The organism is Chitinophaga sp., assembly GCF_036569125.1.
In the GTDB taxonomy this organism is placed as follows: Bacteria; Bacteroidota; Bacteroidia; order Chitinophagales; family Chitinophagaceae; genus Chitinophaga.
In genome coordinates, this window is sequence record NZ_DATCRF010000715.1 from 1 (window position 1) to 8,084 (window position 8,084).

At 48.6% G+C, this 8,084-nt stretch carries 8 protein-coding genes and 1 pseudogene; all 9 read right to left on the reverse strand.

The genetic code is table 11. The annotated features are described in order from the left end of the window. Positions 1 to 1,189, reverse strand: a 1,189-nt coding sequence (locus tag VIM87_RS26500; protein WP_331999902.1) for a GDSL-type esterase/lipase family protein, incomplete at its 3' end; no start/stop codon positions are given. Positions 1,190 to 1,208: 19 nt separating this feature from the next. Continuing rightward, entirely contained in the window at positions 1,209 to 1,883 is a 675-nt protein-coding gene (locus VIM87_RS26505; RefSeq protein WP_331999903.1) for a chitosanase, read from the reverse strand. A 99-nt stretch (positions 1,884 to 1,982) separates the two neighbouring features. Continuing rightward, positions 1,983 to 3,266: an MFS transporter gene (locus VIM87_RS26510; protein ID WP_331999904.1), complete on the reverse strand. Its 1,284-nt coding sequence runs from the start codon at positions 3,264 to 3,266 to the stop codon at positions 1,983 to 1,985. 21 nt (positions 3,267 to 3,287) lie between these two features. Then, a complete protein-coding gene (locus tag VIM87_RS26515) occupies positions 3,288 to 3,533 on the reverse strand; it encodes a hypothetical protein (protein ID WP_331999905.1) in 246 nt (81 codons plus the stop codon). A 52-nt stretch (positions 3,534 to 3,585) separates the two neighbouring features. Further along, positions 3,586 to 4,176 carry a TetR/AcrR family transcriptional regulator gene (locus VIM87_RS26520; RefSeq protein WP_331999906.1) on the reverse strand — a complete coding sequence of 197 codons (591 nt, stop codon included), beginning with the start codon at positions 4,174 to 4,176 and terminating at the stop codon, positions 3,586 to 3,588. A 215-nt stretch (positions 4,177 to 4,391) separates the two neighbouring features. Next, a complete protein-coding gene (locus VIM87_RS26525) occupies positions 4,392 to 5,237 on the reverse strand; it encodes a hypothetical protein (protein WP_331999907.1) in 846 nt (281 codons plus the stop codon). A 459-nt stretch (positions 5,238 to 5,696) separates the two neighbouring features. Then, positions 5,697 to 6,818, reverse strand: a complete 1,122-nt coding sequence (locus tag VIM87_RS26530) for a bile acid:sodium symporter family protein (RefSeq protein ID WP_331999908.1) — start codon at positions 6,816 to 6,818, stop codon at positions 5,697 to 5,699. Positions 6,819 to 6,837: 19 nt separating this feature from the next. Then, a complete protein-coding gene (locus VIM87_RS26535) occupies positions 6,838 to 7,773 on the reverse strand; it encodes an RraA family protein (RefSeq protein WP_331999909.1) in 936 nt (311 codons plus the stop codon). Positions 7,774 to 7,794: 21 nt separating this feature from the next. Continuing rightward, positions 7,795 to 8,084, reverse strand: a pseudogene (locus VIM87_RS26540) (amidohydrolase/deacetylase family metallohydrolase); the annotation flags it as partial.

Here is an 8,084-nt window from a genome sequence, read left to right on the forward strand (position 1 = left end):
TAGGCTGGTACTTCGCAGTATCACCCAGCTCTGAGGGAATAACTATTTTGGTTTTATTGATGGGGGCCGGATCCAGCTTAAATACAACGGTATGCTCACCATCCGGCAGGGGATCCAGGAAATAGAAGTTGCGCCGGAACCAGCTGCCATGGCGGTCAAAGCGCAGCTTACGGATGGTTTGCTTGCCATCAATCGTTATTAATGCCCCTGCGGATGAAGGCCCTATCATATCCTGCACACCGATCGTACTCCCCTTAAAACGGATCGTTAAACTATCCTTCGGGTTATCCGTATACAGCAGGTCCGGCAAAGCAGTAAGCCAGCCTTTAATTTCCGGCATATCAGCCGCACTTTTCCAGCCGGCTGTATGCGCAAATGCTTTGGGTGAATACACGCCGGTTTGCGAAAAGTTGCCGGCAAATAACGGCGCCGGCAACACGCTTTTGGCCGATGCATTTAATGACTTCATTTCTTCAAATGCCCTGCGGATGGTATTGGTATAGATCTGGTGACCCGCATCACCGGGATGTATGCCATCGTATGTAAATACGGTTTTGCCGCCGTAGTCCGTTCCTTTTTGCCCGTGAAATACCAGGGTGTTCTTTTCCAGCTGATCTATCACATCTACTCCCAGGTTAATGGAAGGCAGGCCGTAATGCGCGGCAATGTTCTCTGAAAACCGCATGGAAGCTACCAGGTTACCCTGCTGCAGCTGTTTGATCATAGGCTCTGAAATGGTGTACAGGAAGCAGATATCGGTTTGCGCATTGTGCTGTTTGATCTGCCGTACAATGCCCTCCATGGCATTACTGATCTTCAGGGAATCTGTACCGTCATTCACCGCAAATTCTACAAACACCAGGTCGGGGTTATAGCGCAGCACATCCTCCTGCAGGCGGAACACGCCCAGGTCAGAGCCGGTGCCGCCCACACCTGCATTAATGGTTTTAAGAGGCGTACGCGGATATTGCTCCTTAAACATTTGCTCCGTTTGCACCCGGTAACCTTTGGCGCCGGTAATGCTGCCGCCCAGGTAAGCTATTACTACAGAATCGCCGCCGCTTTGCATTTTCCGGAAAAAGTGCGGTAATCCCTGCCGGGCATGTAAGGCAGTTAATTTTCCGGACGATTGTTTACCGTACCAGCCGGTAAAAAAGGCGAGTATACAAAACAGCAGCACCCTGGTCATTGGCAATAATTACGTGAGTTTATGGAACAATTACGCCATGTGCATTCAAAGGTTGTGCCAGCATCCAGTTACCCTGCTGAATAGCTGCCAGGTAGGATTTGGTGCGGTATACAGAAGGACGTACCGCTTTTTTGGGATGGTTGGCCAGCCAGTCCTGCCGGGCCTTTGTATAAGCGGTGATCCAGGCTTTTTCATCGCCGCCATTGGCGGGTGTTTTCTCAGGGAAACGGGCGCGTACCACTGCAGGCACACCACCGGAGTGAATAAAGCTGTCGTAAATAACCAGCAGGCTCAAAGGCAGGGTAAAACCTTCTGCATTAAAAAAGTGGGTGGCGGGTACGTAATACAGGATCTCAAAGGTGGCATCCTGCGCATCGTGCATAATAGGATCCTGCTGTGCGCTTACTTTTAACAGGCGTTTAAATTCATCATCATTCACCAGGGATTGTTTGCCGATCTTGGGCAGGTAGGGCGCAAAGTTTGCCGCAAATTTACCGCCGGCATTTACATAGCGCTCTATAATGTTCTTCAGGTTACCCTGCTCTGTAGCCTGGCTGCGGCCATAGGTGATCTGTTTTACACCACCCTTACCATCTGCCAGTAAGGTTACCTGGTCATACTTACCTTCCGGCGTACCGGTTTCCATTACATTCACTATCTGAATGATCTTTTTTTTCTGTGCGTCGGTGATCATAATAAAAGAGGGGGTTTAAAGGGGTTTAACGTTTTTTATACGGAGTATAATATTAACGATAAATCCTGAATTTTAAACCCCCTCCGGCTATAGTACAGGTTATACTTCTGCAGGTACTTCAACGATGGCAGGCGCCGTCGCCGGCTGCTGCATGGGCTTTGCCTGGATCATGCGGTTCACAAAATACATAAACGCTATGGTGATCAGCGTAGCACCCATGGCCACCATACCCAGGCGGTTATAATGTAACAAAGCGCCGGAAGCTGTTTGTGTAACCAGCAGCCCGGCCACTGCAGAACCAATACCACCGGATATCTGCTGCACGGAGGAGTTAATGCTCATAAACGCGCCGCGGTCCTGCGGTGCAGGGATGGCGGTGATCAGCGCCGATGCGGCCACCATGCGTGATGAAACACCCAGGAACATGAAGATGTTAATACCTATTACCGCAATAAAAGGTGTAATACCCAGGTTGGTGTAAATAGCAATGGTGATGAAAGTAAGCATAGAGCCCATCGCAAATACTTTGTACTTGCCGATCTTATCACTCAGCTTACCGGTGAGCGGGCCAAAGACCATGGAGAATACGCCGGTAATACCATAGATCCAGGGCAGCAGATCAAGCCCTATGCCCAGGTTATGCGTGGTAAAAGCGCTGGCAAAAGGCATGAGCATAAAGCCGCCGGTAGCCAATAAGGTAGTGGCTGAAAAGGCCAGCAGGTAGCGGCTTTGCGAGAGCGTTTTAATAAGATGGAAGAACGGGTTCACATCCATACGGTTGTTCAGATGTGCGTTTACGGGCTGCATATATACGGCGATGGCAATACCCAGCAGCGTACCAAAAACTGTGAGCATCCAGAATGGTGCGTGCCAGCCAAAATGGTTAGCCAGCACCAGGCCTACCGGTATGCCTAATACCTGGCTTACGGCAAACGACATTTGCACAAAACCCATTACACGGCCCCGCACCTCCATTTTAAACAGGTCTGTAATAATGGCAAAGCTTACAGAGCTGATAACACCGCCGAACAAACCGGTTACCACACGGGCTATGAGCAGGAAGGTGTAAGTAGGCGCTATGCCGCATAATAATGTGCCGATGATAAAGCCTACATAAAAGAACAGCAGTAATTTTTTGCGGTCAAACTTATCTGCAAAACCAGCTGCCAGCAGGCCGGAGGCCCCGGCGCTGAAAGCGTAGGCAGATACTACCAGCCCAAACTGGGAGGTATTGATGTGCAATTTATCCAGCAGGATAACCCCCAGCGGGGAGAGCACCATGAAATCCAGCACCACCGTGAATTGCAGCAAGGCAAGCACCGTGATAATAAATACCTGGTAAGAGGAAAAAGTGGCTTTGGCGGAAGGAGTGGTTGTTGTCATAAAACAGCTTTAGTAAATAGTTTAATCCGGTAATTCTTCGCAGTGGTACCCTGCCTGCTGTACCAGGTCAATGATCTGCTGCGCCTGCAGGTGCAGGGATTCTACACGCAGCACTTTATCAACATCGCCCCGGTCTACATTCCAGTTCAGGATGGCGGATGTACGGTTCAGCAGCGGTGCTACAAGCAGCAGGTCTTTCTTAAAGCGGATATTGGTTTTAAACACCCATATCTGCACCCGCTTTTCGCTTTTGATGATGGTTAGCATACATGATAAATTTAAATGAGCGCTCACTTAGTTAAATGAGCAAAAAAGTTCCTTATGGCTTTAAGGCTTTTAATACCAGTTGTAAGGTTTGCATCATGATCTCATCCGTCATGGCAAACTTTTGATTGACGTAGCTTTCGCCCTGTGTATGAAATTTTATAAGCTGGTACAATGGCGCATAGGCCACGGCCCAGAATACCTCAAAGGGCAGCTCTTTCAGCTCCTTTCTTTTAATAGCATTGGTTACAAACTGGCCCATTACTTTGCCAAAAGTTACCTTCATGCCGTTCTGGATCTCTTCATAATAATGCGAATAACGGATCTGCTCTATAAAGGCCACGGATAACGGGTGCTGGATGAAGTAGTGGGCCCGGTTGATCCATTGCTTTTTCAGCCCTTCGGCAAAAGAAGCTTCCGGGTCAAAATCCGCCAGGCTATAGGACATCATCTCATGAGCCACGCTGCTTCCCAGCTGCTGTATCAGATCGTCCCGGTCCTTATAATAAATATAAATAGTGGCAGGCGACACGCCGGCTGCTTTTGCCAGCTTGTTCACCCCAAAGCCATCCAGCCCTTCTTCCACAATCATTTCTATTGCCTTCTCCCGGATGGCCTTTTCCTTATTTTCATCTCTTGTTCGCATCAGGCACAAAGATAAGTGAGCGAACGCTCATTTAAAAATTAATTCGGTAAAACCCGGGTAGAATACCGGTGAAACAGCCGGAGCCCTGCACAAAGGAGCTGAGGATCAACTCTCAATAAAAAACCGGCTCCGCCAAACGCTACGGGCAATTATTGCTGCGTAACATCCGGCGGAGCCAGGTTTGTCCTTGTTTCCCTATGATCCTTATGAAAAAACTATTGTTGCGGCGCTACCAATGTAGCCAGGTTCAGAATAGGCCATACACCGGGTTTGGGTACGCTTACTCCTTTGGTATTTCCTTTGGTCATAGCATCCGGACCAAAGTAGTATACCGGCCAGCCTTTATAAGACAGCTGTACACGGTCAAATACATGCACGGTATCAAAATCTGTTCTGGTTAGGCTGGAGGGGATCCCTTTAATTACGCTTACTTCGTAAATGGGCCAGGTAGGATTGTTAGAAAAATCCGGTTTGGTATAATTGTTCTTTTTGAATTTATCAGGCGTAAAAGCGTACAGTGTTCTGCCATAATCATCCGTCAGGAACTGTGTTACCTCCTTACCCGGAACATAGGCGCTGGTGTATTCCACCCCGTCATTACCTACCAGCTGTTTGTTGGCTAACATAACCGTGTAGTCAGGTTTGGCTACATACCATACCTTGTTGAAATTCTCTCCTTTTGTATCACCGGCAGCAGCATCACTGGCATAGTAGTACAAAGGCCAGCCTTTATAGGTGGTTTGCTTGGCGCCGTCTGCACGGGTAATGGTTGCAAAATCTGCTGCATGCAGGCTGGTATCGCCCAGGGTAGGATTAGCGCTGTAAAACACCGGCCATACCGCTAAGCAGCCACCCGTACAGGCAGAGGCGCCGGGCGTTGCATCCATGGAAAAGAAGTACAGCGTTTTCCCTGCCTTATCCGTCATTACTTTACCCAGGGTGGCATTATTGGTGATCTGTATATCCGCTTTGGGGGTATTATCGTTATCGTCTTTACTGCATGCAACTATTGCACTCATAGCAGCAGCTAATACAAAAAAGGTTGTTGTCTTGAATCTCATAAAAAGTTTGTTGAGTAATGGTTAATCAGTAAATCAATTAAAGTTTGAAGTGCACTCAGGATATTAATACGGCAACTTGCAGATAAGGTTGCTTAGACGGCAAAATTTTTTGAGGGTAGATGAATATGTGTGCTATTACTGCATTTACATTAAAAACGCGCGCGTTATATATAGTGCGGATAATTACAGAGGGTTACTATTTTATAAAATAGTAAGGAACCCGAACTAGTTTGAGTGGGCAGTTCGCAGTGGGCAGTTCGCAGTTAGCTTTTGGCAGTTAGCGGTTGGCGGTTTGGGGAGTGTAGTTAGGGTATGTTTTTAGGTTAGCGGTTGGTTTTATACTACAAAAAAACGGCTGGTGTGCCAGCCGCTTTCTACAAAAATACAGTAAGGACATCAAAGCAAAACATCAAACAGCTAAAGGCTAAAGGCCAAAAGCTAAAGGCTAAAACCTAAAAGCTAAAACGCAGTTGCCTGTTCGGCTGCGGGAACATCTTCTTCTTCCGGCGGGCGGCGGTGCCACCACGAAGCCAGCAGGGAGCCGGTAATATTCATCACCGGGCCAAAGATGGCAGGCGCCAGGCCTACGGTTGCAATACGGCCCATTTCTTTTGCAATGGCCGATGCCAGGCCGCCGTTCTGCATACCTACCTCTATGGCAATGGTACGGCAGTCCTGCTCTTTCATACGTATCAAGCGGCAAAACCAGTAACCCAGCGTATAGCCGGAAAGGTTATGCACCAAACCGGCTATTACCAGTAAAGGCCCTACTGTTAACAAGCTCTCACGGCCATGCGCAGTAATGATCACAATAATAAACGCAATAGCTGCCATGGATAGCCTGGGCATCAGCTTATCCAGCCAGCTTATTTTTCCACTCAGGAAATGATTAAAGATCAAACCGCCGGCTACAGGTATCAATACCATTTTAGCAATATCCCACATCATTTTCTGCACGCTTATTTCAATGTAATTACCGGCAAGCCATTCCATCAACAAAGGTGTTATAAACGGCGCCAGCAGCGTAGATACCGCGGTAAGCGTAACAGATAACGCCAGGTTGGCCTTGGCCAGGTAAGAGATCACGTTAGAGGCCATGCCGCAGGGTGCAGAGCCTATCAAAATAACACCGGCAGCTATTTCCGGCGGAAAGTGCAGCGTAGTGGCCAGCAGCAAACCTACCAGCGGCATAATGGTAAAGTGGCAGGTAATACCCACAAACACACCGGCCGGCATTTTTACCACCCCATAAAAATCGCGCAGGCTCATAGAGGTGCCCATGCCAAACATAATGATCTGTATAAGCGGTGTTATAAGCTTGGAAAGATCATAGCCCTGCGGATTAATGAAAGGCTGCGGGTAATACAGCGCTGCTGTTACGGCAGCAAAGATCATCAGCGTGTATACGTAACCTTTAGTATCCGCCTGCCGGTTGCATAACAGGCCCAGCGCTATCCAGAAGGCTATCATGAACGGGCCTGCTTCATTCATCTCCCCCATGCTAAATAACACCACATTGGTAACCAGCAGCAGAAAGGCAATTATGCCAAGGAACAGGCTGGGTTTGTTTGAGAATAACATTTTGTATCAGTTTTAAGGCTTACCAGGTTCTTCCCTGCAAATATTGATCAAGCGTGCTGCGGTTCAGCTGTATAGGGCCCGGATGCTGCTGCAGCCATAACAGGAATTCTTCTTTGATCTTATCCGTCCACTGGTTATCAATTTCACCGGGCGTATATTTACCGGACTTTAACATGGCATGGCCAAATTCATCTTTCATACCAATAAAAATGGCGGTGTTGATCACCTTCTCCGCCATATGAGCGGGAATGAATAAGATGCCCTCCCGCTGCGCCAGCACCAGGTCGCCGGGCAAAACGATAGCCTTGCCTATACGAATGGGTGTGTTTAAACCCATCAGCACCTCGTTCTTTAAATAAGAGGGATCCCAGTCGCGCACAAAAGCGTTAAAGCCCGGAATATCCGCCAGGCCTTCAATATCACGGGCAGCTGCATCAAACACTACCCCGTTGCCCGAGCGGGCAAAAATGGCATTACCCAGGTTATCGCCTATCAGCGTACCTTCTGCGATCTTGCCAAAACCATCGGCCACATACACATCGCCTTTGGTAAGCTGCTGAATGGGCCAGGAATTAGTATTGCCTTTAAATCCTTTGCTATGGCCCCTGTCCAGGATGTTCTTTTCCACATCCGGGCGGGAAGGCATAAACTGGGCGGTTACTGCCCTGCCTACAACAGGCGTATCCGGGTGCAGTATTTTCCAGCCGCCTTCAAACTGGCAGTGGTAGCCGTCATTATCCAGTATGGTCCATGCTTCTTCAATACCAATATGCCGGGCTTTCTCCATCAGGCTATCCGGAATTTTAGGCCGCCCGTCGGGGAAACGTTCCCCCTTCCAGGCAGCCGTGAGAAAGATGAGCTCTTCTTTGGATATGGTTTGTGCTTGTATAGCAGCCGGCAAATAAACCAGCAATGCCAGTAATAACGTCAACGGGTATACTACTTTATGTTTCATCCTTTATCGGTTTCAGTGGAATTAATTTTCAGCGCCACCGGCATGCTCCTCTACTGATACCGTAGTGGTACTTGCCTGGTAAGGCAGGCTTGCCAGGCCATTCAGGTCGTACACAATCCTGCCGGCCCGCATGGTAAGCTCACATTCCAGCTTCTGGTTCCCATCCATGCGGGAACCGCTGGCATCAATAAAACCAAACTTACCTTTCATCACCTGCAGAATGGCAATGTCGGCCACCGCCCCTTTGGAGAGGTTGCCCAATTCCTCATGCTGAATAGCTTTGGCCGGCTCCCAGGTAGATGCTTTGATTA

What these genes read in the sequence shown, in the direction of transcription:
- VIM87_RS26505 (WP_331999903.1), bottom strand. Translation starts at nt 1,883, where the DNA reads ATGATCACCGACGCACAGAAAAAAAAGATCATTCAGATAGTGAATGTA.
- VIM87_RS26510 (WP_331999904.1), bottom strand. Translation starts at nt 3,266, where the DNA reads ATGACAACAACCACTCCTTCCGCCAAAGCCACTTTTTCCTCTTACCAG.
- VIM87_RS26515 (WP_331999905.1), bottom strand. Translation starts at nt 3,533, where the DNA reads ATGCTAACCATCATCAAAAGCGAAAAGCGGGTGCAGATATGGGTGTTT.
- VIM87_RS26520 (WP_331999906.1), bottom strand. Translation starts at nt 4,176, where the DNA reads ATGCGAACAAGAGATGAAAATAAGGAAAAGGCCATCCGGGAGAAGGCA.
- VIM87_RS26525 (WP_331999907.1), bottom strand. Translation starts at nt 5,237, where the DNA reads ATGAGATTCAAGACAACAACCTTTTTTGTATTAGCTGCTGCTATGAGT.
- VIM87_RS26530 (WP_331999908.1), bottom strand. Translation starts at nt 6,818, where the DNA reads ATGTTATTCTCAAACAAACCCAGCCTGTTCCTTGGCATAATTGCCTTT.
- VIM87_RS26535 (WP_331999909.1), bottom strand. Translation starts at nt 7,773, where the DNA reads ATGAAACATAAAGTAGTATACCCGTTGACGTTATTACTGGCATTGCTG.